General features: G+C 64.3%; 23 protein-coding genes. 14 read left to right on the top strand and 9 right to left on the bottom strand.

Annotation, left to right across the window (positions count from 1 at the left end):
- Positions 1-100 precede the first annotated feature (100 nt).
- The gene (locus tag AB4Z51_RS30390; RefSeq protein ID WP_085404318.1) at positions 101-1,273 is read left to right on the top strand and encodes a M20 aminoacylase family protein; all 1,173 of its coding nucleotides are present in this window, start codon (positions 101-103) and stop codon (positions 1,271-1,273) included.
- 66 nt (positions 1,274-1,339) lie between these two features.
- Here AB4Z51_RS30390 and AB4Z51_RS30385 read toward each other — a convergent pair whose 3' ends face one another.
- Complete coding sequence (locus AB4Z51_RS30385) at positions 1,340-3,193, bottom strand: ATP-binding protein (RefSeq protein WP_441498627.1); 1,854 nt, start codon at positions 3,191-3,193, stop codon at positions 1,340-1,342.
- 201 nt (positions 3,194-3,394) lie between these two features.
- Between AB4Z51_RS30385 and AB4Z51_RS30380 the strand changes: the two genes are divergently transcribed.
- Positions 3,395-4,756 carry an ABC transporter substrate-binding protein gene (locus tag AB4Z51_RS30380; RefSeq protein ID WP_441498626.1) on the top strand — a complete coding sequence of 454 codons (1,362 nt, stop codon included), beginning with the start codon at positions 3,395-3,397 and terminating at the stop codon, positions 4,754-4,756.
- Positions 4,757-4,825: 69 nt separating this feature from the next.
- Here the strand turns inward: AB4Z51_RS30380 and AB4Z51_RS30375 are convergent, their stop codons facing one another.
- Together AB4Z51_RS30375 and AB4Z51_RS30370 are read right to left on the bottom strand one after the other, a co-directional pair.
- Positions 4,826-6,151, bottom strand: a complete 1,326-nt coding sequence (locus AB4Z51_RS30375; protein WP_441498625.1) for an LVIVD repeat-containing protein — start codon at positions 6,149-6,151, stop codon at positions 4,826-4,828.
- A gap of 71 nt (positions 6,152-6,222) precedes the next feature.
- Positions 6,223-8,130, bottom strand: a complete 1,908-nt coding sequence (locus tag AB4Z51_RS30370) for an acyl-CoA synthetase (protein ID WP_441498624.1) — start codon at positions 8,128-8,130, stop codon at positions 6,223-6,225.
- A gap of 247 nt (positions 8,131-8,377) precedes the next feature.
- On the opposite strand from AB4Z51_RS30370, the gene AB4Z51_RS30365 reads away from it, so the two are divergent.
- Together AB4Z51_RS30365 and AB4Z51_RS30360 are read left to right on the top strand one after the other, a co-directional pair.
- On the top strand, positions 8,378-9,490 hold the full coding sequence (locus AB4Z51_RS30365) for a SecDF P1 head subdomain-containing protein (RefSeq protein ID WP_441498623.1): 1,113 nt from the start codon (positions 8,378-8,380) through the stop codon (positions 9,488-9,490).
- Between the two features lie 259 nt (positions 9,491-9,749).
- Positions 9,750-10,556 carry a Crp/Fnr family transcriptional regulator gene (locus AB4Z51_RS30360; RefSeq protein ID WP_071912420.1) on the top strand — a complete coding sequence of 269 codons (807 nt, stop codon included), beginning with the start codon at positions 9,750-9,752 and terminating at the stop codon, positions 10,554-10,556.
- 13 nt (positions 10,557-10,569) lie between these two features.
- Here the strand turns inward: AB4Z51_RS30360 and AB4Z51_RS30355 are convergent, their stop codons facing one another.
- Positions 10,570-11,211 (bottom strand): glutathione S-transferase family protein, encoded by a 642-nt coding sequence (locus AB4Z51_RS30355; protein ID WP_441498622.1) that lies wholly within the window; start codon positions 11,209-11,211, stop codon positions 10,570-10,572.
- Positions 11,212-11,359: 148 nt separating this feature from the next.
- The gene (locus AB4Z51_RS30350) at positions 11,360-11,911 is read right to left on the bottom strand and encodes a cytochrome b (protein WP_441498621.1); all 552 of its coding nucleotides are present in this window, start codon (positions 11,909-11,911) and stop codon (positions 11,360-11,362) included.
- A gap of 170 nt (positions 11,912-12,081) precedes the next feature.
- Here AB4Z51_RS30350 and murI point away from each other — a divergent pair, with 170 nt between their 5' ends.
- The 8 genes from murI to AB4Z51_RS30310 all read left to right on the top strand — a co-directional run bounded on the left by murI (position 12,082) and on the right by AB4Z51_RS30310 (position 17,586).
- Entirely contained in the window at positions 12,082-12,879 is a 798-nt protein-coding gene (gene murI / locus AB4Z51_RS30345) for a glutamate racemase (RefSeq protein WP_441498620.1), read from the top strand.
- A 61-nt stretch (positions 12,880-12,940) separates the two neighbouring features.
- Positions 12,941-13,714 (top strand): HpcH/HpaI aldolase family protein, encoded by a 774-nt coding sequence (locus AB4Z51_RS30340; protein WP_441498619.1) that lies wholly within the window; start codon positions 12,941-12,943, stop codon positions 13,712-13,714.
- Positions 13,715-13,783: 69 nt separating this feature from the next.
- Positions 13,784-14,167, top strand: coding sequence for a cupin domain-containing protein (locus AB4Z51_RS30335; RefSeq protein ID WP_085404308.1), 384 nt, complete (start codon positions 13,784-13,786; stop codon positions 14,165-14,167).
- A 106-nt stretch (positions 14,168-14,273) separates the two neighbouring features.
- Complete coding sequence (locus AB4Z51_RS30330; protein ID WP_441498618.1) at positions 14,274-15,041, top strand: acyltransferase; 768 nt, start codon at positions 14,274-14,276, stop codon at positions 15,039-15,041.
- A 199-nt stretch (positions 15,042-15,240) separates the two neighbouring features.
- Entirely contained in the window at positions 15,241-15,858 is a 618-nt protein-coding gene (rpsD, locus tag AB4Z51_RS30325; protein ID WP_071912408.1) for a 30S ribosomal protein S4, read from the top strand.
- 114 nt (positions 15,859-15,972) lie between these two features.
- On the top strand, positions 15,973-16,200 hold the full coding sequence (locus tag AB4Z51_RS30320) for a hypothetical protein (RefSeq protein ID WP_028147480.1): 228 nt from the start codon (positions 15,973-15,975) through the stop codon (positions 16,198-16,200).
- Positions 16,197-16,481 (top strand): type II toxin-antitoxin system RelE/ParE family toxin, encoded by a 285-nt coding sequence (locus tag AB4Z51_RS30315; protein ID WP_441498617.1) that lies wholly within the window; start codon positions 16,197-16,199, stop codon positions 16,479-16,481. The genes AB4Z51_RS30320 and AB4Z51_RS30315 overlap by 4 nt, the downstream gene beginning before the upstream one ends.
- A gap of 37 nt (positions 16,482-16,518) precedes the next feature.
- On the top strand, positions 16,519-17,586 hold the full coding sequence (locus AB4Z51_RS30310; protein WP_441498616.1) for a threonine aldolase family protein: 1,068 nt from the start codon (positions 16,519-16,521) through the stop codon (positions 17,584-17,586).
- Positions 17,587-17,688: 102 nt separating this feature from the next.
- On the opposite strand, the gene AB4Z51_RS30305 is transcribed toward AB4Z51_RS30310, so the two are convergent.
- From AB4Z51_RS30305 to grxD, 4 genes are read right to left on the bottom strand one after another with little or no spacing between them, the layout of a single operon-like run.
- Entirely contained in the window at positions 17,689-18,951 is a 1,263-nt protein-coding gene (locus AB4Z51_RS30305) for a serine hydrolase domain-containing protein (protein WP_441498615.1), read from the bottom strand.
- Position 18,952: 1 nt separating this feature from the next.
- The gene (locus AB4Z51_RS30300; protein ID WP_441498614.1) at positions 18,953-20,239 is read right to left on the bottom strand and encodes a serine hydrolase domain-containing protein; all 1,287 of its coding nucleotides are present in this window, start codon (positions 20,237-20,239) and stop codon (positions 18,953-18,955) included.
- A 46-nt stretch (positions 20,240-20,285) separates the two neighbouring features.
- Positions 20,286-20,837 (bottom strand): O-acetyl-ADP-ribose deacetylase, encoded by a 552-nt coding sequence (locus AB4Z51_RS30295; RefSeq protein ID WP_441498613.1) that lies wholly within the window; start codon positions 20,835-20,837, stop codon positions 20,286-20,288.
- Positions 20,838-20,840: 3 nt separating this feature from the next.
- Positions 20,841-21,167 (bottom strand): Grx4 family monothiol glutaredoxin, encoded by a 327-nt coding sequence (grxD, locus tag AB4Z51_RS30290; protein WP_085404302.1) that lies wholly within the window; start codon positions 21,165-21,167, stop codon positions 20,841-20,843.
- Positions 21,168-21,407: 240 nt separating this feature from the next.
- Between grxD and egtB the strand changes: the two genes are divergently transcribed.
- Together egtB and egtD are read left to right on the top strand one after the other, a co-directional pair.
- Positions 21,408-22,706, top strand: a complete 1,299-nt coding sequence (egtB, locus tag AB4Z51_RS30285; RefSeq protein WP_441498612.1) for an ergothioneine biosynthesis protein EgtB — start codon at positions 21,408-21,410, stop codon at positions 22,704-22,706.
- Positions 22,707-22,756: 50 nt separating this feature from the next.
- Positions 22,757-23,728, top strand: a complete 972-nt coding sequence (egtD, locus tag AB4Z51_RS30280; RefSeq protein ID WP_441498611.1) for an L-histidine N(alpha)-methyltransferase — start codon at positions 22,757-22,759, stop codon at positions 23,726-23,728.
- Positions 23,729-23,800 lie beyond the last annotated feature (72 nt).

Raw genomic sequence — 23,800 nt, 5'->3', positions numbered from 1 at the left:
TGCCGGGTGGTTAGCCGCAGGCATCACCCACCATTCCTCGTGACACGGCGGTGGGTTACGCTACGCTAACCCACCCCACGAACAAGAAACGGATCCCCTCATGCCCATCGTCAACCGCGTTGCCGCCCTCTCCGACGAAATGGCCGCCTGGCGCCATGACTTCCATGAGAACCCGGAGCTGCTCTACGAGGTCCATCGCACCGCCGGCATCGTCGCCGATCGCTTGCGCGAATTCGGCTGCGACGAGGTGGTGACGGGCATCGGCCGGACCGGTGTCGTCGGCGTGATCCGCGGCCGCAAGTCCGCCTCCGGCAAGACCATCGGGCTGCGTGCCGACATGGACGCGCTGCCGATCATGGAGACGTCGGGCGTCGCCTACGCCTCCAAGGTTCCCGGCAAGATGCACGCCTGCGGCCATGACGGCCACACCGCCATGCTGCTCGGTGCTGCCAAATATCTCGCCGAGACGCGCAATTTCGACGGCACCGCGATCATGATCTTCCAGCCTGCGGAAGAAGGCGGCGGTGGCGGCAAGGCCATGGTCGAGGACGGCTTGATGACGCGCTGGAACATCCAGGAGGTCTATGGCATGCACAACATGCCGGGCCTGCCCGAGGGCCATTTCGCGACCACGCCCGGCGCGATGCTGGCCTCGTCCGACAACATCCAGATCACCGTCCACGGCAAGGGCGGCCACGCCGGCGCCGGTCCGCACAAATCCGTCGACAGCGTGCTGATCGGCTCGCAGATCGTCAACGCGCTGCAGTCAATCGTCGCGCGCAACGTCGATCCGCTGAAGTCCGCCGTCATCTCGATCACGCAATTCCACTCCGGCACGGCCTTCAACATCATCCCTGAAGTCGCCGAGCTCGGCGGCACCGTCCGCACGCTCGATCCTGAAGTGCGCGATCTCGTCGAGCGCCGCATCGGCGAGGTCGCCGAGAGCGTCGCCCGTGCCTATGGCGGCTCGGCCGAGACCAAGTATACGCGGATGTATCCGGTGACGATGAACCATGCGCGCGAGGCCGGCCTTGCCGCCGACGTCGCCCGCGACATCGTCGGTGCCGAGCGTGTCAACGACAAGTTCATCCCGATGATGGGCGCCGAGGACTTCTCGTTCATGCTGGAAGCACGTCCCGGCGCGATGATCCTGGTCGGCATGGGCGACGGCAACGAGTGCCACCACCCGGCCTATGTCTTCAACGACAACATCCTCGGCCACGGCGCCTCCTACTGGGCGCGCCTGGTGGAGACGCGGATGCCGGCTGGCTAGCGCCGCTTCGCTGCAATCGTGGCCCCGGCGACAATCCCGCCAAAGGGCCACGCTACGCGGAGCCCGTCATCGAGCCGCAGAGCGTTGGCCCGTTGGCTCATCGGCCTCCAGCGGGCGAGATGCGGTCTCGTCTGAGGCGAGAGGCAGGGTGAACTGGAAGAAGGCGCCCCGCGGCTCGTTTGCGCCGGCCCACATCCGCCCGCCGTGCGCCTCGATGATCGAGCGGCAGATGGCGAGACCCATCCCCATGCCTGTGGGCTTGGTGGTGTAGAAGGCTTCGAACAGGCGATCCACGTTCTTCGGATCCAGCCCCGGACCGGAATCCCGCAAGGTGACGTGGACGCCGTCGGATGCATCCCGACCGGTGCTGATCAGCAACTCCCGTCCCCCCTCGCCGACCGCGGCCATCGCCTCGATCGCGTTGACGATCAGGTTGAGCACCACTTGCTGAACTTGAACCCGGTCGGCCTGAATCGGCGGCAAGCCCTCGGCAAATTGCATTCGCACCGAGACGCCGTTCTTGAACGCTTCGCTGCGTGTCAGCGCGATGACCTCAAGCACCGCCGGGTTGATCTCCAGAGTCTCTTTTTGCGGGGGCGCGTTCCTGATGAGCGCCCGGATCCGGCCGATGATGTCGCCGGCTCGCATACCATCACCGGTGATCCAGTCGAGGGTCTGTCGAACCCGCTCCAGGTTTGGCGGTCGCGCCTCCAGCCAATTCAGCCCGGCCTCGGCGTTCGCCACGATCGCGGCGATCGGCTGGTTGACTTCATGGGCGATCGAAGCGGTTAGCTGTCCCATCGTGGTGACGCGATTGGCGTGCGCGAGCTCCATCAGCGCTTCACGGTAGCGCCGCTCGTGTTCGCGGCCTTCGGCTTCCGCCCGCTTGAGAGCCGTCAGATCAAGGACAAAGCCGACGCCATGATCCGTACCTTCTCCGAACATGGTCCCGCCGATCAGCACTGGAACACGGCTTCCGTCCTTCCGCACATACTCCTTCTCGAATGGCTGGGCCGTCCCGATCCGCTTCAGTTCCGCCACGGTATGCAAGTCGCGGTCGCGCCATTCCGGCGGCGTGAGGTCGGTCCGATGCAGGCGCCCCGCGGCGAGATCTTCCCGGTCGTATCCCACGATGCGCAGGAAGGCATCGTTGGCCTCGAGAATGCGCCCCTCGACCTCCCAGATGATGATGCCGATGATGTTGRCATCGAACAGGCGCCTGATCTTGATATCCCGTGCTGCAAGATCACTCTGGAGCTGGATGTTCTGCTCAGTCGCCTCCCGCCGCCGTTTCGCTTCGAGCCGCGCGAGCGCCAGCGCCGCTGCGGCCAGCGCGACGACGAGGACAACGGCGCCGGCGATCAGCCAGGTCCAGCGTTGCTCGAATGCTTCTGCGCGCGCCTCCCGGCCGGCGAGCCGAAAGCGCTCGTGATCCACCATCTGGTCGATTTGCGAGCGGATCTCGTCCATGCTGCGGATCATTGCCAGCGCGGCCAGCCCGGACGTGCCGGCCGTCTTCAGCAGCTCGTCGATCTCGCGCAGCGTGGCTGTAACGGTCAGCGCCAGATGTCCGGCCCGAAGGCCCTGCAACGGATCATCCGCCACCAACATCTGCAGCGCCTGAGCCTCGCGCCGTACGCTTTCGTCAGAGACGCCGTAGGCCTTGAGATAGGCGGGGTCGAGGGTCATGAGATACCCGCGCCTTTCAGTCTCCAGTTCCGCGACGATCGCCCGCAGCCGATCAAGCGTTTCGAGGACCTGGCGGCTATGCTCGATGAAGTGATGAGCTGCTTGCYGCTCCTGCCAATATTGCAGGCCGAGGAAGCTGGTCGCGGCAAACAGGGTCACAAGCACTGCGACCGCAAGGATCAGCGGACGAGCAAACCATCGCAGAGGCAGGGCCCGAACAGGAACGGACATTGGCCGTGGGTCTTCGATGCTCGTGTGACCGCGCGTGTTCTGGTGCCGACGCCAGAGCATGATGGGACAATAGCACGGATAAGGAGGTCGGGAACCCGACATTCATCGGATACGCCGGAGGTCGGGCCGTGATGTCGCAGGACTGCGGCACCGTGCGTGTGCTATGGATGAATGCCCTTGGTTGATTCAAGGAGCATCATCATGGCACAGGGTGAAAACTCTTTGAGCCATCCGGCGAGCCGCCGCAGTTTCATCAAGGGACTGGGGGCGGCTGGCGCGGGCCTGACCGCGCTGCCGCGATGGGGCTTTGCCGAGGATTCCGCTGCGGCTAACGCCAACGCCGCGATCGACTGGAAGCAATTTGCGGGACAGACGATCGCACTTTCGGGTGCGATCCATCCGTGGTCGAACGCGATCGCGCCGCTGTTGCCGGAGTTCACCATCCTCACCGGCATCAACGTCACCATCGATTTCCAGCTGGAAACCACCTACCTCGGCGCGCTGCCGATCAGGCTCGCTCGCGGCAGTAGCGCGCCCGACGTCTTCATGTTCACGACCTATGGCCAGGGCATCACGAACGGATGGGTGGAGCCACTGAACGGCTATTATTCCATGAAGTCGCTGACCGACCCCGCCTGGTATGACGAGAGCGACCTGCTCAAGACGGCCCGCGCCTTCCCGCTGTGGTCGGACGGCGAACGGTACGCGGTCCCGATTACCTCAGAGGCGACGACCCTGTTCATCAACAGCGATGCGCTGGCAGCCAAGGACCAGCCGATACCCCAGACTTTCGACGAGCTGCTTGTCACCGCCAAGGCGGTCAAGAGCAACGGGATGTCGGGGATCGCGATGCGGGCCCAGGCGAGCGGCAATTCCTCCCCGCCTGCCATGGGCTTCCTGTTCTCCTACGGTGGGGCCATGGTCGAGCACAACAGGGTCGTTTTCGCGAGCCCGGAGGGGATCGCGGCCGTCGAGATGTACGGACAGTTGCTCGGTCAGGCCGGGCCTGCCGGCGTCGGCAGCTACGAATGGTACCACGTGCTGGACGACTTCCTGCAGGGGCGGACGGCCATGGCGATCGACAGCAGTAACTTCGCGACCGACATTTCCAATCCAGCGAAAAGCCGTGTCGCCAAGCAGGCCGGATTTGCAACCTTTCCGCATCTCGCCGGTCGCGGCCCCGTCCCCTTCATGTCGCACTGGCAGGCGTGCATCAATTCCAAATCGCGAAACAAGCGCGCGGCTTTCCTGTTCCTGCTCTGGGCGACGAGCAAGGCGACCTCGCTGCAGACTGCTGCAGCAGGGCTGGCGACGACACGCGTGTCGGCCTGGTCGAGTGAGGGCTTCAGGAAGGCGTTCGGTTCGCAGGCCGCCGAGGCGGCGCTGATCAATTTGCAGAATGCCGACGTCGACCGCGCCAAGGCGATTCTTTTCCATCCGCAATCAAGACTGATCCTGGACGCCTTCATGATCGGCGTGAATGAAGTGGTCAACGGTGCGAAATCGGCCAAGGATGCGATGACGGGCGCAGCCGAAAGGGCCAATGCGGCGATCCGCGGGTAACGGCGAGGCGTCGCCCGATCGGAAGAGGTGGCCACGGCGGACAAGTCGCCGACTCCCGCTGCGCGGCGATTACCCCTGATATTGCAGCACGTGCATTCCGGCATTCCAGTCCGACACGAACATCAGCCCGTCAGGCCGGACATAGGCGTCGCAGGTCTTGGCCGCGAGCGCGACGTTCGGCCGGGGATCGATCAGCTTCTTCGGTACCGGCGGCACCCAATACGCGATCTCCTTCGGCGCAAACTGATCCCTGACGTCAAACACCCTGACGCCGGCATTGTTGTAGGTCGCGAAAATCGTCTCCTCGCTCTGGAAGGAGCCGGGGCGGTTCTCATGCAGATTATGCGGACCGAAGGTGCCCTTCGCACAGAAGTCGCGATCGCGTGGCGTCGGCAGCGTCGCGATCGGCACCGGATTTTGCGGCGCGCGCACGTCAAGCACGAATGTATGAAACAGGCCCTTGGCGCATTGATCCGCATTGGCTTCATCCGCGACGATGGCGAGCTGGCGCTTGGGCAGCGGCAGCGGCGTATGCGTGCCGCCGGCGAAGGGCGGCGACCAGTTGATGTGCGAGAGCAGCTTCGGATTGGCGGGATCGCCGATGTCGTGGATGGTGAAGCCGCCGTCGCGCCAGGCGGCATAGCCGCGATCGCCCGCCGTGATCATGTGATGCAGCGCAAAGCGCTTGCCCTTGGGCGTCGCCGGCTCGCCGGCCGCGCGGTTCATGCCCGGCAGCCACCATTTCGCGACGATCTCCGGCTTGGTGATGGTCTTGAGATCGACCACGCAAAGGATGTGGTCGGTGAAGCCGTCGAAATGCGCCGACACATAGGCATAGCGGCCGCCGGGCCACCACAGCCGGTTGATGCCGAAGCCCGGCATTTCGAGAAACGCGATCTCGCGCATCTCGCCCGGTTTCGAGATGTCGTGGATCGACAGGCCGGAGCGGAATTTCTTGGCCTTGGTGATGCTGTCGGCGAGCGAATTCTCGAAATAGCCGCGCATGCTGTCGTAGGACTGCATCGCGACGATGTTGGCGCCGTTCGCAAGCAGCAGCAGGTCTTCCGCCACCTGCAAATGGTGGGTGCGGGTGTATTGCCCGGCAGTGAAGAAATTGACCGGTTTCAGTGCGCGCGGATCGGATGCGTCCAGGATCGTCACGCCGTCGCTGAACATGTGTCCGACATAGACGTGCTGCCGGTTGAACATCACCTGCACGGTGTCGGGCCGGCCGCCGACATCGCTGTACGAGATATGCTTGATGCCCTTGCCGATGCCCTCCGGCGGAATGTCCGGCTCTGACGCCCATGCCGGCCGTGACAATCCGGACAGCGCAGCGGATCCGAACACGGCCGACAATTGTTGAAGGTGATGGCGGCGAGAGAGTTCAGGCATCGGCTTCCCCCCATTTTTTGAGAGGATGATGCGCGCTCGCGGCGAGGCGCGCAAGCCTCGCGTGCCCTTACCTACGCCTGCACCACCTCGTGCCGCATCACGAACGGATCGAGCAGCGTGTGCACCTCGCCAGCGACGAGTTCGCGCTGGTCTGCCGGCAGGCCCGCGAGCGTCACAGTGGCGATCGAGCCGTGGCTGCCATGCGCGCCGACCTTCACCTTGCAGTCGATGCCGCGCTCAGTGAGCGGCGACAGCACTTTGGCGAACACGCGCTGCGCGGCATCCCAGCGCAGCTGTGGCTTGAACACCTTGCCCACGCCGGTCACCGGCATCGGATCGATCGGAATGACCTGCACCGGAACGGCCGCGCGCTCCGGCGTGCGTTCGCGCACCCAGGCTTCCAGCTCGCCCGGCTCGACCTTGGCGCCCGGCTTCAGCTGCACATAACCGACCGGCAGCTCGCCCGCATAAGCGTCGGGCTGGCCAACCACGGCGGCGAAGCCGACGGCGGGATGGCGAAACATGATCTCTTCGATCGGCGCCGGATCGATATTGTGGCCGCCGCGGATCACGAGATCCTTGGCGCGGCCAGTGATCCAGAGGTAGCCGTCGGCATCGAGACGTCCGAGGTCGCCGGAGTTGACCCAGACATCGTCGACGAACGCGCCCTTGTTGTGCTCGTCGTTGAGATAGCCGCCGAACACGCCGGGCCCGGCCATGATGACGACGCCAATCTCGTCGGCCGCGCAGTCGCGGATCAGGCGGCCGTCGGCATCGAGCTGCACAATGCGCACGCGCGCGTAAGGCATGGGAAGGCCGACCGAGCCGAGCCGGATCGGCCGGCTGGGATAAGCAAGCGTGTGCACGCTCGAGGTCTCGGTCATGCCGTAGACCTCGACCACCGGCAGCTTCAGCTTCTCCTGGATCGCCGAGCCGACGGCGACGGGAATCGCCGAGCCGCCGCCGGCGGCATATTTCAGGCTGGAGATGTCCGCATTGCCTGGCGGCACCGCAAGCGTGGCCGCCAGCACCGTCGGCACGCTCGACAGCGCCTCGGGCTTGAAGCGCTCCACCAGCCCCCAGATGTTCTTCACCGAATTCGGGTTGCGCCAGCCGCTCGGCGACAGCACGACCAATGAGCCGCCGGCGGACAGCGTCAGCAACACCTGCGTCAGCGATCCCCCGACGTGGAATAGCGGCATGCCGAACAGCATGTTGGCGCCGGGCTTCGACTTCAGCAGCAGATTGAGCGCCCAGGCCTGATAGACCTGATTGGCGTGGGTGTGCCGCACAAGCTTCGGCGTGCCGGTGGTGCCGCCGGTGTGGAAATAGGCGGCGATGTCGCCACCGAGAATCTTGCGCCCGCTGATAAGCCGGTCGGACGGCTGCTGCTTGATCAGGTCGTTGAAGGCGAAGATGCCCTTGTCCGGATCGCCTCCCCCGAACACCTGCACGACCGCCTTGAGGTGTTTGAGCTGCGGACGGATCTGCTCGACCTTTTGCCAGATGTCGGTGCCCGGCATCGGCCCGAGCGCAACCAGAACCTTGGTATTCGCGGCCTCAAGGATCTCCGCGATCTGGTGCGGCTCGAGCAGCGGATTGACGGGATTGGCGATGCCCGCGACCTCGACGCCGAACAGCGTCACGAAGGCATCGGGCACCAGCGGCAGCATGAAGCTGACGACGTCGCCCTTCTCGACGCCGAGCGCGTGAAACATGTTGGCGGCCTGCGTGACGCGCGCGACGAAATCGCGATAGGTGACCATCACAGGCGTATCGGCCGGATCGGCGTTTTGCAGGAACTGGATCGCCGCGCCGTCGGGATTGCGCGCCGCACCGAGCCTGATGGCGTCATAGGTGCTCTCGGCCGCGACGCGATCGGCGTAAGGGACCTGCTCGAAAGCCTGGACCTCTGCGTCCGTCGCAAAGTCCGGATAGTCGTTGCCGATGAACCGATCGAGCGCGTGGATGCCCGCCATGAAATTCCGTCCTCCCTCAGATGCATTTCCCCGCCCCCTGTCTTTTGACATTTTGGTCGGCGAGGCCTCGGCCGATGGCCGGTCGAGCGCGGACAGAATGATGGATGATTGAGCGTTCGTCCATGGCCGAACGGCTACGGCCGTAGCACGCGTCTTCGAGGCCATTGAACCTCCCCGCCCGATCGGGGGACCAAGAACATGCATCGGACTCCCCTGCCAGCGTCCTGCCGCAAGACTTGAGGAAATCATGACCACGCCCCCGCGGGACCGCGTCACACGGCTGATTGTCGCGCTCGCCGTGACTTCGGCGATCATGACTTCAACGATCATGACTTCGGCGATCGTCCTGCCGCGCGCGGCGCGCGCCGAGGACGGCCAGTTCGACAAGATGCGTGCCAGGATCGCCGCCTTCGTCGCCGACAAGATGGAGAAGCTGGGCGGCTCGCGCATCGTCTACAGGGTCGATACCGACGGCTTGCGCGAGAGCGTCATCACGGATTTGCGCGACGATGTCTACAAGACCCTGCGCGAGGGCAAGATCGCCTTCTCCGGTCTTGCGATCCGCGACGCCGGCGTGGAGGTGAAGATCGCGGATGCCAAGGGCCGCGAACAGCTCGCACGCAAGGTCGCGTCGGCCGCGGAGGGATTGCCATCGCATGCGCTCAAGGTGACCGATAGCGGCGACGGACTGGTCAGGCTCGCGCCGACCGATGCCGCATCCGCGGCCCGGCTGCGCGATCTCGTCGAAGATTCCATCGCCATGATCGAGCAGCGCCTCAAGGATGCCGGCATCAACCTCGCCAGCGTCCTGCCGGATGGCACGGATCGCATCCGCATTTTCATCCCGAGCATGATGGAGCCCGCCCGCGTGACCGCGGTCTTCGCCAGGAAGGTCAAGGTCAGCTTCCGTCTGATCGACGTCTCGATGCCGGCGGAGCAGGCGCAATCCGGCACGCCGCCCACGGGCACCGAAGTCCTGCCCGGCTTCAAGGACGAGCGCCATTACCTAGTCGCCAGGGACAGCGCACTCGATGGCGACGACATCAGCTATGMCGGCCCGGGATTTGCCAGCGGCACGAAAGACCCGATCGCCTCGTTCCGCTTCAACGGCCGCGGCACGCGGCGCTTTGCCCACGTCACCGAAGAGAACATCGGAAGGCCCTTCGCCATCGTGCTCGACGGCAAGGTGATCTCCGCCCCCGTGATCCGCGAGCCCATCACCGGCGGCTCGGGCCAGATCTCCGGCAATTTCACCCTGGAGGAAGCCAATAGCGTCGCGATGCTGCTGCRCGCCGGTTCGCTGCCGGGGCACCTCGACCTCGTCGAGCAGCAGGTCGTGCAGCCCGCCGCCAAGCCGTAAGGCTGGTCGCCCTGCGCCCAGCCCCGTCGGGGCGCCAAGGTCCACGACGCCGAAGCCCGCGCCCCGGGGGCCCCGAATCACGGGCGCGCCACGGCCATGCGCACAACCAACGGGCAATTGCCGAAACGCCCGATCAGGCTAAAATTTGCCTCTTGCGGCATGGCGGCCGAAGGCTTCATTTCAAGCGGTCGTCATTCGATTTCGGCTATACGTGTCGAGCATACCGACCAGGACTGAAGGCCTTACGCGGGGTTAGTACATGCCGTCCGGCAGCGCAGACATTTCCTCGATCCTCGACCGCATTCTCGATGCGGCGACGGACAACCTCAGGATCGCAAAGATCCTGGTCCAGATGGGCCTCGATCCCAACAACGTCACCTACGACGCGATCTTCAACCGCCTGCTGGAGATCTTTGTCCAAAACATTACGCTGGCCAATCTGTTCGCCGCGGTCGGCGCCGGCTTCTTCGTCGCCACCCTCCTGATGCGGACGATGGTGCCGCTGCGCGTCGCCAACATGGTCGGCTGTGCATTCTTCGCCGTTTTCGGCGCGCTCTCGGCCAACGTCTCGACCTTCCTCCTCTATCTGTTGCTGCTTCCGATCAACGCCCTGCGCCTGCGGCAGATGCTCAAGCTCGTCAAGAAGGCGCGTCATGCGGCCGAAGGCGACATGTCGATCGAGTGGCTCAAGCCGTTCATGACCGAGCGCAGATATCGCAGTGGCGATACGCTCTTCAAACTGGGCGATCCCGCCAAGGAGATGCTCCTCACGGTCACCGGCAAGTTCCTGGTCAAGGAGATCAATGTCGAGATCGGGCCCGGAGCTCTCATGGGAGAGCTCGGGTTCCTCACGCCGGACAACCGGCGCACCGGAACGATCGAATGCGTCGAGGACGGACAGGTGCTGACGATCACCTATGACCGCTTGCTCGAGATCTATTTTCAGGACCCGCAGTTCGGCTATTACTTCCTGGTGCTGACCAGCCAGCGCCTGCTGCAAAACATCGACCGCTTGCAGAAGCAGCTGGCGAGCGAGCGGTCAACGACCACGAACCGGATCGCGTGAACGGCGCCGCGGCTCAGCTCAGCAGCAGCGCCATTCCCGGATCGCCCTTCTCCATCGCGCGCCGGTAAGCTGCCCGCGCGCCGATGCGGCCGAGATAGTTCACCACGTTCGGGCAGCGCGACAGGTCATAGGGCTGGAAGTAGCGCATCGTGGTGAGCGAGAAGCCCATCATGATGTCGGCGGTGGTGAAGGTGTCGCCCGCCAGATATTCGGCGTCGCGAACACGCGCATCGACCAGGTCGAAGGCGCGGTCGGTACGCCCTCTGCTCGCGACCAGCATCGGATTGTCCTCGGCAAGCTTGAGCCGGTTCAGGATCATCAGCCGGCCCATGCCGGCCTGCAGCGTGCCGTTGGCGAAGTGAAACCAGTACAGGAACTGCGCGAAATCAGGATGATCAGGGCGGAGCGCAAGGCGTCCATCGCCGTATTTGGCCATGATGTAATCGACGATGGCGCCGGACTCGGCGAGAACGAGGTCGCCGTCGGTGATCACGGGCGCACTCCCGATCGGATGCAACGCCTTGTAGTCGGGCGGCGCCAGCATGGTGACGGAATCGCGCGCGTAGCGCTTCAGTTCGTAGGGAATTCCCAGTTCCTCGCAGAGCCAGACGATGCGCTCGGATTGCGACTTGCCGAGATAGTGGACGGTGAGCATGGCGTCTCCTGCGACCGTGAGTTGGACCTGCCGTGATGTCCGGATCTTAACCCGTCATTGCGAGCGCAGCGAAGCAATCCAGACTGCCACCGCGGAAAGACTCTGGATTGCTTCGCTGCGCTCGCAATGACGACGTGGAGGGACCGCCCTACCCCGCCTCGTCCGTCACCATCCGCGCCACGACGCGGTCGCGGCGGATGAAGTGGTGCCAGAGGGCAGCGACCACGTGAATCGCGATCAGCGCCAGCAGCACATAGGCAAAGAGGATGTGGCGGTCCTCATAGGCGCCCGCCGCCGCACGGTCGGGAGAGGTGAATTGCGGCACGTGAAACAGGCCGAAGAAGTCGGAATAATCCGGCGTACGCGCGCCGGAATGCGCCCAGCCCAGGATCGCGACCAGGATGACCACGAGATAGAGCGCGCCGTGGCTGATATGGGCCGCGATCTTCTGCCAGCGCGAGGTTTCGGGCGGCATCGCGGGCGTCGGGTTGACGGCGCGCCAGGCCAGGCGCAGCACGGTCAGCAGCAGGATCACATAGCCGATATCGGCGTGGATCGAGCGGTAAAAGAAGCGGTCGGGACGCGCCGGGATGTGGTTTATCCACCAGCCGAAGCCGATCATGGCGAGGATGGCCAGCGCCAAAATCCAGTGCAGCCACCGGGAAACGCTGCCCCAGCCGTTACTGGTATTTCTGATCATGTCGGCTCTCCGGAGTTTTGCGGATATGTCCCCGTCCGCAGCGCAGCTGCTGATAGCGGGAACTTGCGGCAACCGTGAAATTGAATCGTTCCAAATTGGTACCAAGCGGGCCCTGCCGCAAAACCGCCCCAAAAACCGAATGGTAACCATGGTGCCCTTAAGGTAGCGACGTGACCTATTCCCCGACGATCCTGGTGTTCGATTCCGGCCTTGGCGGACTCACGGTGCTCCGCGAGGTCGTGGCTGCGCGCCCGGACGCGCATTACGTCTATGTCGCCGACGATGCCTTCTTCCCCTATGGCCACCACAGCGAGGACGAGATCATCGCCCGTGTCGTGCCGCTGATGGGCGAACTGATTGGCACGCACGATCCTGACCTCGTCGTCATCGCCTGCAACACGGCGTCCACCCTGGTCCTATCTCACTTGCGCGCCGCTTATTCCCTGCCCTTCGTCGGCACCGTGCCGGCGATCAAGCCCGCCTGCGCGCAGTCGAAGAGCCGCCGCGTCTCGGTGCTCGGCACCAAGGGCACGGTGAAGCGCGAATACACCAAGGCGCTGATCCGCGATTTCGGGCTGGGTTGCGAGGTGACTTTGGTCGGCTCGCCGGAGCTCGCCTCTCTGGCAGAAGCCGCGCTCAGCGGCCATCCGATCAGCGACGGCGACATCCTCGCCGAACTCGTCCCCTGCTTCGTCGGTGATCCCGCGGACGCGACATCGCGCACCGACACCGTGGTGCTCGCCTGCACGCACTATCCGCTGCTGCTCGACCGGATGAAGACGCTCGCGCCCTGGCCGGTCGAATGGATCGACCCTGCGCCGGCCATCGCCCGCCGCGTCTCCGACCTGCTCGGCACGCAAATCGGCGGCATCGCGCAGTCCGGCGCCGAGATGATCTTCACCTCGAACCGCGTGCATGGGCTTTCGGCCACGCTGACGCCGTTCTTCGGCGGACGCGCACTGGCCTGACCTTGCGCCTCGACGGCGCGCTGCTAGGTTTCGCCGTCGCCATCTTCGCAGGTTCATCCCCATGCCGGTCCCCGCAACGCCGCTCAATCGCCTCCGCCAATTGTGGAGCGAGGGGCGCCCCGCCTTTGGCGCGATCGCGACGATCCCGAGCGTGCAGACCGTACAGATCATGGCGCGCTCGCTCGACTGGATCATCGTCGACCTCGAGCATGGCCCGATTGGCTTGACCGAAGCGCATGCGATGATCGCCGCCACGACAGGCACGCCATGCACGCCCCTGGTGCGGATCGCGGCGAACGAGCCGTGGCTTGCGAAAGCGCCGATGGACATCGGCGCCTTCGGCATCAATTTCCCGATGATCACTAATCGCGCCGAAGCCGAGAAGGCGGTGCGCAGCGTGCGCTATCCGCCGCGCGGCGATCGTCTCTGGGGTCCGTTCCACGCGCCGTTCCGCTGGGGCCAGTCGATGCCGGACTACATGGCCAGCGCCGACGACGAGATGATCTGCATGATCACCATCGAGCATATCGAGGCCGTCAATCGCATCGATGAGATCATGGCGACGCCGGGCATCGACGTCGCGGTGATCGGCCCCGGCGATCTCGCGACGTCCATCAACAAGCGCGGGCAGATGGACGATCCGGAATTGCTGGAGCTGGTCGCCCGCGCCGAGGCCGGCATCCTCAAAAGCGGCGTGCCGATCGGCGGCGTCGCCCGCACCGCAGACCAGGCCAACGCCCTGGTCGACCGCGGTTATCGCGCAATCGCGCTGGGTTTCGACTGGTCGCTGTTCCAGCGCGGCATCATGGCGGCGTTCGAGGGAATCAAGCGCTGAACGAGCCGATCGCGGCCTTGCCGGGAACTGCGACGCTGCTAGGGTCGGCGGTTCCAGGGAGGAAGAACCATGCTCAAAAAGACTTTACTCGCTCTCGCCTTCACCAGCCTCGCCGTTGCGGCCTTCGCCCAGCAGACCGGCATCAAGCGGACCCCACTGCAGAAGGTCGAATTTCCCGACGGCTACAACACCGTCACCGCCATCGCAGAGGTCCCGGCGGGCGGCGCGGCCGGACGCCATACCCATCCTGGGGTCGAAACCGGCTACGTGCTCGAAGGCGAGCTGAATCTCCTCATCGACGGCCAGCCGGAGAAAACCCTGAAAGCCGGGGATTCCTACCAGATCCCGGCGGGCGTCGTGCACGACGCCAAGGCTCATGGCGACAAGGCCATGAAAGTGCTTGGGGTTTACATCGTCGACAAGACCAAGCCGCTGGCTTCGCCGGCGCCCTGATGCGGCGAACCGACCGGCGCCAGGCGGGTTGGTTCGTGCTAGAGCACGCGGCGAGCGGGCCACCCGCTCGCTGCACATATTTTAGTCCGCAGGAACCGAAAGACCCATGCGCGGGACGTCCAAGACCATTTCGCTGCCGCGCCGGCTGATTTGCGACCTCATGCGGGCGTCGATGGACGTGCCATTCGTCTCGCTCTCCCGCCCCCTCAATATCCGCCCCCTGCTGGAGGCGCGTGCGGGAGCGATGGCGCCCTCCGGCTGGGCCGCAATGTTCGTCAAGGCCTTTGCCCTGGTCGCCAGGGACGAGCCGGTCCTGCGCACCGTCTACGCCAAATGGCCTTGGCCGATGCTCTACGAGCTGCCCAATAGCGTGGCGTCGGTGGCGATCGCCCGGGTCCAAGACGGCGAGGAATGCGTGATGCCGCAGCGAATCGCGGCTCCCGAAGCCATGGCGCTGGCCGCGGTGGACGCCGAAATCCGGCGTGCCAAGACGGCCCCGATCGACGATATCCCGATGTTCCGCAAGATCATGCGGGCCACCCGCCTGCCGCTGCCGCTGCGGCGGCTGTGCTGGGCGGTCGGGCTGAATTTCGGCCGACAGCGCGGCAATTGGTTCGGCAGTTTTGCCGTGAGCTCAGTGGCCGCCTATGGCGGTGGCGAGCTCCATCCCATCACGCCGGGCCCGTTCATCGTCAGCTATGGGGTGGTCGAGGGCGACCAGACCATCCATGTCGTGATCCGCTGGGACCACCGTGTGACCGACGCCGCCCCCATTGCCCGGGTCCTGACCCGGCTGGAGCAGGTCCTGAACACTGAAATCGCTGCCGAATTGCGCGCGGCCGGGCCGAAGACGATCCGCGCTGTCCGGACATGATTTCGGGGCTATTCGCATTGACAGAACGGCCCAAACTCACCTAAAAGCCGCCTGCTCGCGGGCCGATTTCGGCCCGCGAAGCGTTTCGCGACCCGTGGTCCTCTCCCTTAAGCTTTGGGGATCGGACCTGTCAGTGCCGGGCCCAGCCCGTCACACAGGAGGGCGCGTTTCCTCAAACCATGTACCTGAAGAGGACGCGATGACTAAGCGCAGTGAGGCGAAGTACAAACTCGATCGCCGTATGGGCCAGAACATCTGGGGCCGCCCGAAGAGCCCCGTCAACCGCCGCGAGTACGGCCCCGGCCAGCACGGCCAGCGCCGCAAGGGCAAGCTCTCCGACTTCGGCGTGCAGCTGCGCGCCAAGCAGAAGCTGAAGGGCTACTACGCCAACATTTCCGAGCGTCAGTTCCACGGCATCTATGTCGAGGCGAGCCGCCTCAAGGGTGACACCGGCGAGAACCTGATCGGTCTCCTGGAGCGTCGTCTCGACGCGGTCGTGTACCGCGCCAAGTTCGTCTCCACGATCTTCGCCGCGCGCCAGTTCATCAACCACGGCCACGTCAAGGTGAACGGCCGCAAGGTCAACATCTCGAGCTACCAGCTCAAGATCGGCGACGTGATCGAGGTCAAGGAAGCCTCCAAGCAGCTCGCCCACGTGCTCGAAGCCAGCCAGCTCCCCGAGCGCGACACCCCCGACTATCTCGAAGTCGACCACGGCAAGATGACCGCCAAGTACGTGCGCATCCCCGGCCTCTCCGACGTGCCGTTCCCGGTGCAGATGGAGCCGCATCTGGTCGTCGAATTCTATTCGCGCTAATAGTTCGGCAGAACGACATTCAAAGGCCCCGGTTCACCGGGGCCTTTTTGTTTGAGCCGGCGATTYCCATGTCTCAGGCCATCTGTGCTATGATTGCACATCGCGGAGTTGAGCATGACTCGTCTTCTGGAAGAGGCCTTCAGCAAAGTTTCCGGCCTGCCCGATTCAGAGCAGGACGAACTGGCGCGGACCCTGCTTGAGCTTGCCGGGGTCGATCAGCCACCAATCCAGCTGACGGCGGCGGAAGAGGCAGATCTCGCCGAGGCCGAAGCCGAAATCGCCCGCGGCGAGCTGGCCAGCGCCGACGAAGTCCGCGCGATGTGGGCTAAGCACGGCCTGTGAAGGTCCGCTATACGAAGCGGGCGCTCGCCCAAATCGACCAAATTCTGACCTACATCGAGGCGCACTCGCCCCAAGGCGCAGGCCACGTGCGCGGCCGCATTGTCGCTCTCATAGCATTGCTAGAGACCTCCCCCCACGCAGGGCGAACGACTACGCGTGCATACGTCCGTCGCTTGCCGGTCAACCCTTATCCCTATCTGATCGATTATCGTGTGACCGAGACAGAAATCGTTATTATGCGGTTTCGTCACGCCGCCCGGCGTCCACCCAGAGCTCGCTGACCGCGAGCGAGTGCCATTCCCCTCAGGGAGCAAGTTGATGCTCTATACCCCTCCCCCGATCGATCCCAAGGCGCCGCCGGTGCGCATCAATCTGCTCTCGGACACGCAGACCAAGCCGACGGCTGCGATGCGCGAGGCGATGGCGCGCGCCGAGGTCGGCGACGAGCAGGTCGGCGACGATCCGACCGTGAACGCACTGTGCGAGCGCGTCGCCGCGCTGCTCGGCAAGGAAGCCGCGGTCTACATGCCCTCAGGCACGATGTGCAACGTCACCGCGACGCTGGTGCATTGCCGTCCCGGCGACGAGATCCTCGCCCACGAGAGCGCACATATCATCGCCCGCGAAGGCGGCGCGCATGYCGCGATCGGCGGCTTCCAGGTCACCCAGCTCAAGGGACCCGACGGCCAGTTCACGCCCGAGACCTTTCGCAAGGCACTGCATCCGCGCACGCGCTACCAGCCGCCGCAGACAGTCGTCAGCGTCGAGCAGACCGCCAATATCGGCGGCGGCACGATCTGGAAGAAGGCAGCGCTCGACGAGATCGTCGCGATCGCCAAGCAACACGGCCTCGTCACCCACATGGACGGCGCGCGCCTGCTCAATGCCACGGTGGCGAGCGGCATCTCCCCGCGCGACATGACAGCGGGCTGGGATTCGGCCTGGATCGATTTCTCCAAGGGCCTGGGCGCGCCGATCGGCGGCGTGCTCGCGGGCACCCGCGCCTTCATCGACGCGGTGTGGCAGTGGAAGCAGCGCCTCGGCGGCTCGATGCGGCAGGCCGGCGTCTGCGCGGCCGCCTGCATCTACGCACTCGACCATCACGTCGATCGCCTGGCCGACGACCACGCCAATGCGCGCGYGCTCGCCCGCGGGCTGTCGCAGATCGCAGGCGTCGAGGTGCAGGAGCCCGAGACCAATCTCGTGTTCTTCAAGCCTGATGGCGCCGGAATTGCCGGCGACAAGATGGTCGCCGCACTGCGCCAGCGCGGCGTGACGCTCGCGATGATGGACGGCCGTATCCGCGCCTGCACCCATCTCGACGTCAATGCGGGCCAGATCGAGGAAACGATCGGATACGTGCGCGAGATCGTGCGCGGGGCGTAAGTCCGTAGCCCGGATGGAGCGCAGCGAAATCCGGGGTCCTCGCCTCGCGGAAAGATTTTCCCGGATTGCGCTTCGCTCCATCCGGGCTACGAAGGCGGCTAGCTACCGCCCCATCGCCTGATAGATCAGCGTCTTCAACGCGAGCTGAATCCGGCCACGCTGCGACGGGGTTTGCACCATGAAGATCCCGAACAGATCGTCTTCGGGATCGATGAAGAAGAAGGTGCCGCCGACGCCGTCCCAGCGATATTCGCCAAGCGGCCACGATGTCCCTGATGGCACCGAGGTGCGCACCGCGAAACCGAGGCCGAAGCCGGAGCTTCCGCCCGGATAGTAATTCTGATCGCGCGCGATCTTCGTCCCGGGGCCGATATGATCCGACGCCATCAGCGCGATGGTCTCGGGCTTGAGATAGCGCCGGCCTTCATAGCTGCCGCCGTTGAGCAGCATCTGCGAGAAACGCGCGTAGTCACCGACCGTACCGACAAGGCCGCCGCCGCCCGACTCCCACCTCAGCGGTTTCCGGGGATCGCGGACCTGTGTCATCGGGCTGATCGCGCGATCCTGCGGCATCGGCTCGGCGATGCGCGGCCACTTGGCAGGATCGGCGACATAGTATGCAGTGTCCGTCATCCCGAGCGGATTGAGCAGCCGCTCCTTCTCGAACTCGAACAGCGATTTCCCCGATATGACCTCGAGGATGCGGCCGAGCACGTCCGTGGAGTGGCCATAGTCCCAGTTCGTGCCGGGCTGTTCGGCGAGCGGAAGCGTGGTGATCTTCGCGACGAGTTCGGCGTTGGTCAAAGCCTTGTTGTCGAAGAGACCCGCGTCGGCATAGAGCTTGTTCACCAAGCCCCCGCCATAATAGCCGTAGGGCAGCCCGGCAGTGTGGCGCATCAAATCCTTGATCGTCACGGAGCGACTGAGCGGCTCCAGCGCCAGCGCAACCTTGCCGTCCTCGGCCTTCGTCTCGACACCGACCTTCATCTTGCCAAAGGCCGGAATGTATTTTGCGACGGGATCGTCGAGCGAGAGCTTGCCCTCCTCGACCAGCATCATCGCCATGACTGTCGTGACCGGCTTCGACATCGAAYAGAGCCGAAAGATCGTGTCCGCGCTCATCGAGATCTCGGTGGCGACATCGCGGACGCCGAAATTCTCGTAATAGACCGGCTTGCCGTGCTGCTGGAGCAGCAGGATCGCGCCCGGAAACGTACCGGCGACGATCTCGCTGCGGATGTAGTCGGAAACCTTTGCCAGACCCTCCGGCGAGAAGGCGTGGGCGCGCCCCTCGGAGCCCGCTTGCGCCCCCACTGCACCGAACAAGAGAACGAGCGCCGCAATCAGCGCGCGGCGCCCGAACATGTCAATTCTCCATGGCTTCATAGACCAACTGCTTCAATGTCCGCTGCACGCGCTGGCGCTCGGTCGGGGTCTGCTCCAGCAGCACGAAGAACATGTCCTGCTTGGGGTCGATGACGAAATAGCAACCGGAGGCGCCGTCCCACTTCAATTCCCCGAGATCGCCGGGCGGCGGCGGCTTGGCGTTGCCGGGATCGGTGCGGACCGCAAGGCCAAGACCGAAGCCGAAACCGTCGCCGGGGAAATAGAAATAGTCGCGACCGACCCCCGAGGTCGGGCCGATTTGATCGGTCACCATCAGCTTGAACGTCTCGGGCTTGAGGATGGTCTTGCCGTCGAGGCTGCCGCCATTGAGCAGCATCTGCGCAAAGCGCTCATAGTCCGCCATGGTCGTAACCATGCCGCCGCTGGCAAATTGAATCTTTTTGACAACCGTCGGATCGTTGATCCGGCCGACGCGAAAATCGGCGTCATTCGGCACCGGCTGCGCCAGAAGCTTCTGCTTCTCGGGCGCGGTGACGAAGAAGCCGGTGTCGACCATGCCGAGCGGATCGAGCAGCTTCTCCCGCTCGATATCGAGCAACGGCTTGCCGGTTGCGACCTCCATGACTCGCGCCAGAATGTCGGTGGAATGGCCGTATTGCCACAGCGCGCCCGGCTGGTTGTGCAGCGGCAATTTTGCGATGCGCTCGGCGAACTCGGCGAGATCGAAATCGCCGTCGTAGATCTTGGCGTCGCGATAGGCCTTGCGGACCAGGCTGTCGCCGTAGAAGCCATAGGTGACGCCAGACGTGTGCGTCATCAGATCCTTCACCGTCATCGGCCGGCTCAGCGGCACGAGTTCGAGCGACTTGGTGCCGTCGTCGGCCTTCTTCTCGACGCCGACCTTCACATTGGCGAAGGACGGAATGTATTTCGAGACGGGATCGTCGAGCTTGATCTTGCCGTCCTCGATCAACTGCACCGCAACGACGGAGGTGATCGCCTTGCTCATCGAGAACAGGCGGAAGATGGTCTGGTCCGTGATCGGCGCCTTGCTCACCACGTCCTGCACGCYGAAGGCTTCGCGGAAGACGGGCTTGCCGTGCTGCTTGATCAGCACTGTCGCGCCGGCGATCTTGCCGGTCGCGACCTCGTTCTTGAAGAACTCGCTGACCTTGGCGAGCTTGTCCTGATTGAAATGCGCGCCGGCCGGAATCTCGTAGGTGCCTTCGGCGCGCGCGAGCGACATCGCACCCAGCGACACCAGTGCGCCGCAAATCAACGCACGCAGTCCGAAATGTGAATTCATATCCCCTCCCCGGAAGGTGGCCGAGCGGAGTGTACTGACCACGTCATCAGGCACAAGGGCTGCTGTACCGCGCCAGAACGTCCGTGTGGAGCGCGGCGCTTGTCTCCGAGAAACAACAGAATATGACGTGGGTGACCAGCGGCGCAGCCGGCAGGGCTTCGATGGTCGCATGGACCGCAATCTTCGCGGCCTGGTCGGCCGGAAAGCGATATACCCCGGTCGAGATCGCGGAGAAGGCTAGAGAGTTCAGTCTATTGGCCTGGGAGAGCTCAAGCGCACGGCGATAACAGGAACGCAGCGAATCCACCTCGCCGCGGCTGCCGCCGTGCCAGACGGGGCCGACTGCGTGGATCACATGTCGCGCGGGCAGACGGTAGCCCTTCCTGATCTTGGCATCGCCGGTCGGACATCCCCCGAGCGTCCGGCACTCGGCCAGAAGCTCGGGACCGGCAGCGTCGTGGATTGCGCCATCAACGCCGCCTCCGCCAAGGAGAGACGAATTTGCGGCGTTGACGATGGCGTCAACGCCGAGTGTCGTGATGTCAGCGACGATAACCTCGAGCTCGGCGCCGCCGATGCGGCGCGTCAGCTGGGTCACGTGTCAGGCCGCGACGGCGACGCCCTTCTCGGAGAGCAGCTGCTGCAGTTCGCCGGCCTGGAACATCTCGCGGACGATGTCGCATCCGCCGACGAACTCGCCCTTCACATAGAGCTGCGGAATGGTCGGCCAGTTCGAGTAGTCCTTGATGCCGTTGCGCAGTTCGGCGGATTCGAGGACGTTGAGGCCCTTATAGCCAACGCCGATATGGTCGAGGATCTGGACGACCTGGCCGGAGAAACCGCACTGCGGAAACTGCGGCGTTCCCTTCATGAACAGAACCACGTCGTTCGACTTCACTTCGTTGGCGATGAATTCCGCGATGCTCATATCCGTGTCCTTCTGGGGCGGAGCCCTCAACAATCACTCCGGGCCGGCTCAGCCGATTTAACCCGATACCTGCCTTATATATGTAGCCCAAACCGTTGTGCATCCAAAGTAAAATGGCGGCGAACAGCCCCATGGGGCCGGTCCAGGCCACGCCGGCCCCATTACATGATGCCACGAATATCATCGCCGGGGAGGACTTTCATACCGTAACGGAGCCCCTATCTAGGACGAACCCAGGTTTTGGAACCGGGCAACGCCAACAACGTTCTCTTGTCCTGTCTGGAGAAAAACGTGACGAAATCAGCCTCCGCTACGGCCACCCCGCCGCTTTCGTCACCGTCGGCCGACCCGCGCGGCCTCGCCCAGGGGCYGGAAGAGGCATTTCTCGCCGTCCGCAACGAGACCGAGCGCCGGGCCGAGCCGCTGTCGCCCGAAGACCAGCAGATTCAATCCATGCCGGATGCGAGCCCCACGAAATGGCATCGGGCCCATACCACCTGGTTCTGGGAGCAATTCCTGCTCGGCGAGCACGCCCCTGGCTACCGGCCCTTCCACCCTGATTTCGCTTTCCTGTTCAATTCCTATTACGTCAGCGCCGGCCCGCGTCATTCCCGCAATCACCGCGGCGACATCACCCGTCCCAGCGCCGATCAGGTCGGCGCCTATCGAGCATATGTCGATGCGGCCGTCGTCAAATTCTTTCGCGAGGTTGGCGCGGACAAGCTTCGCGAGATCGCACCGCTGGTCGAGGTCGGGCTCAATCACGAGCAGCAGCATCAGGAATTGATGGTCACCGACATCCTGCATGCCTTCGCGCAGAACCCGATCCCGCCGGCCTATGATCCGGACTGGCGCTTCCCGGCTTCGACACGCGCGGGTGAGGATTGGCTGACACTGAACGAGGGTATCCACACCGTCGGTCATGTCGACGACAGTTTTCATTTCGACAATGAGAAGCCGGCGCATCGCGCCCTCGTCGGTCCAGTCAGGGTCGCACGCAATCTCGTCACCAACGCCGAGTGGCTCGCCTTCATGCGCGACGGCGGCTACCGGACCGCAACGCTGTGGCTGATGGACGGCTTTGCCACCGTCAACAACGAAGGCTGGGACGCCCCCGGCCATTGGCGCGAGATCGACGGCCAGTGGCACACGATGACGCTCGCCGGCCTCAAGCCGGTCGATCCGGACGCGCCGGTCTGCCACGTCAGCTATTACGAGGCCGATGCGTTTGCGCGCTGGGCCGGAAAGCATCTGCCGACCGAGATGGAATGGGAGGTTGCTGCGCGCGCCGGCCAGCTCAACGACGCCTTCGGCATCGTCTGGCAGTGGACGCGTTCTTCATATTCGCCCTACCCCGGCTACCGCGCCATCGAAGGCGCGCTCGGGGAGTACAACGGCAAGTTCATGATCAACCAACTGGTGCTGCGCGGCTCCTCGCTTGCAACTCCCGAGGGCCACAGCCGTATTACCTATCGCAATTTCTTCTATCCGCACCATCGCTGGCAGTTCGCGGGACTGCGGCTCGCCGATTACGTCTAGTTTTCATCCGACGATAAATGCGCGCCGGACAGCGCGTTCAGGAGAGTATCATGAATGTGCACGCCAGCGCTTTGGCCGAAGCCCATCTCCCCGACGAGCAGACCACCGCCTTCGCCCGCGAGGCCATCGAGGACCTCTCGCAGCAGCCGAAAAAGCTGTCGCCGAAATATTTCTACGACGCGACCGGCTCGGAGCTGTTCGAGGCAATCACGCGCCTGCCGGAATATTACCCGACGCGCACCGAGCTTGCGATCCTGAAGGAGCGCGGCAGCGAGATCGCGAAGATCATTCCGCAGCATGCGGCGCTGGTCGAGTTCGGCGCCGGAGCAACCACAAAAGTCCGCCTGCTGCTCGATCACTGCAAGTTCGCGGCCTATGTACCCGTCGACATCTCCGGCGACTTCCTGAAGGCGCAGGCCAACGGCCTGAAGCGGGACTTCCCAACGCTCGGCATCTATCCGGTGGCGGCCGACTTCACCACGCCGTTCGAGTTGCCCAAGGCCGTCGCATCGATGCCCAAGGTCGGCTTCTTCCCCGGCTCGACCATCGGAAATTTCGAGCCGCATGAGGCTCAGGCCTTCCTGAAGAGCGCCCGCAAGATCCTGGGCAAGGGCGCGCAGATGATCATCGGCGCCGACCTCGAGAAGGAAGAGCGCGTCCTCCACGACGCCTACAACGATGCCGCCGGCGTCACCGCCCGCTTCAACCTCAATGTGCTCGTGCGCATCAACCGCGAGCTCGGCGGCAATTTCGACCTGTCCGCCTTCACCCATCGCGCGATCTACAACCGCGAGCGGCACCGGATCGAGATGCATCTGATCAGCAAGAAGAGCCAGACCGTGCGCCTGCTCGGCACCAGTTTCTCGTTCCRCCCCGGCGAGAGCATCCACACCGAGAACAGCTACAAATACAGCCTCGAGCGTTTTGCTGCGCTGGCGCAGGGCGCGGGCTGGCAGGTGCGCGAAAGCTGGACGGACGCGGCGAAGATGTTTTCGGTGCACGCGCTGGAGGCGGCGGAGTAAGTGCTCCGTTGAATCTGAGAGCGGTTTCCTGCGGCACATCCTTCGAGACGCCCGCCTTCGGCGGGCTCCTCA

It is taken from the genome of Bradyrhizobium sp. 2TAF36 (assembly GCF_052114925.1).
GTDB lineage: Bacteria > Pseudomonadota > Alphaproteobacteria > Rhizobiales > Xanthobacteraceae > Bradyrhizobium > Bradyrhizobium barranii.
The sequence above is the reverse complement of the archived record's forward strand: the minus strand, read 5'-3'. Positions and strand labels throughout refer to the sequence as shown.